The organism is Pseudoalteromonas sp. A601 (genome assembly GCF_002165575.1).
GTDB lineage: Bacteria > Pseudomonadota > Gammaproteobacteria > Enterobacterales > Alteromonadaceae > Pseudoalteromonas.
Window position 1 is genome coordinate 1 of record NZ_MXQF01000088.1, and the last position, 788, is coordinate 788.

Sequence of the window (788 nt, forward strand, 5' to 3'; positions counted from 1 at the left end):
CCCGCTGGTACACCGCTGCTTTGCCCGCTGATTAATGGCGTGACATCACTGCCCGCAGCGAGCGCGTCAATACTGACACTCGGTGGCGTTAAATCAATCAGCCCGGTCACGCTGGTGCTTGCTGGGTTACCTGCTTGGTCAGATACACTGGCGGTCACCGTGTATTCCCCTTCAGCGAGGATATCGCTGGCCGGAACCGACCAAGTGCCCGATGGCGTCATGTGTGTGGTGACCGTGTGTGAATTCCCTTCTGCATCATTAAATACGACAGTCACGATGCTGCCTTGTGGAGCACTGGCTGTGCCGCTTATGGTGGGCGTGGTGTCGTTACTGTCTGCTATCGCATCGATACTGATGTCTGGCATCGTGGTATCAATAATCCCTGTGCGCGTCGCTTCACTGGTTAAGCCCCCTTCAGTGACCGACGCGGTCACCGTGAAGTCGCCTTCGGCTAATATGTCTGCCACCGTAATTGACCAACTTCCGCCATTCACTGTGGTATCAATTGATTGCGCGGGGTTAATACCATCATCAATCACCACCGTCACCGTGGTGCCATCGGCTGCATCACTGGTGCCGTTAATGGTCGGTGTCGTGTCGTTGGTTTCGCCAATTGCGTTGATGGTGATGCTCGGCGCATTCGTATTGAGAATAAAGTCATCGGTTTGTTGACTGCTATTACCTGCCTCATCTGTCACGCTAACACTGACGCTGTAATCCCCATCGGCTAGCACTGGGCTGGTTACAGACCAATCGCCATTACCATCCACGCTTGCGCTTAGCTCAGT

1 protein-coding gene is annotated in these 788 nt (G+C 54.3%); it reads right to left on the minus strand.

Features of this window, described 5'->3' with window-relative positions; genetic code table 11:
- The coding region (locus B5G52_RS21785; RefSeq protein ID WP_176372609.1) for an Ig-like domain-containing protein at positions 1-788 on the minus strand (788 nt) is incomplete at both ends.